Raw genomic sequence first — 658 nt, forward strand, 5'->3', positions numbered from 1 at the left:
ATACGAGTGAAGGGCGCATTGATCTTGTCTTGCAGACTGATAAATTTATTTATATAATGGAATTTAAACTGAATGGCACAGCAGAAGAGGCTTTGCAACAGATTAACGATAAGCATTATGCTTTACCTTTCGAGACGGATGAGCGAAAACTTTTTAAAATAGGAGTAAATTTTAGCGCAGAAACTCGTAATATCGAAAAGTGGATCGTGGAATCTTGAATGTATATAGAATTTCTGTTAGGTATAGGAAAATAGAACTTACATTTGAGTGCACTATATAATAATGTATAGGTGTTCCATATAAGGATGTGTCTATCTGAAAAAACATACTCTATGACATCGTTATCAATCAATGAGTTACAAAAAAAGTTTCAAGAAAGAGCCGAAAAATAGTCAGATATATTTGGATGTTATTGATAAGTTGTCTACTTTTGCACCCGCTTTGCTAGAGAGACAGAGCCTAATGGTTGACATTCTGCTACAAGATTAAGGCATCAGAAAATAAAAACAAAAAAAACTTCGAAAAAGTTTGGAAGTTATCTGAAAAAGTCCTTATCTTTGCATCCGCTTTCGCAAAGAAAGCAGGCGCGGCGGAAGCCACGTTAGTTCTTTGAAATATTGATAAACAATACAAGTAGTACAAGTAAAAAAATAGAACC

The 658-nt window shown here is 34.0% G+C and carries 1 protein-coding gene; it reads left to right on the plus strand.

Going from position 1 to position 658, the window contains the following annotated elements; all coding sequences use genetic code 11:
* Nucleotides 1-218, plus strand: a 218-nt coding sequence (locus KTR06_RS24345) for a PD-(D/E)XK nuclease domain-containing protein (protein WP_217290895.1), incomplete at its 5' end; no start/stop codon positions are given.
* Between the last annotated feature and the right edge of the window lie 440 nt (nucleotides 219-658).

Source organism: Bacteroides sp. MSK.20.12 (genome assembly GCF_019052435.1).
GTDB lineage: Bacteria > Bacteroidota > Bacteroidia > Bacteroidales > Bacteroidaceae > Bacteroides > Bacteroides xylanisolvens.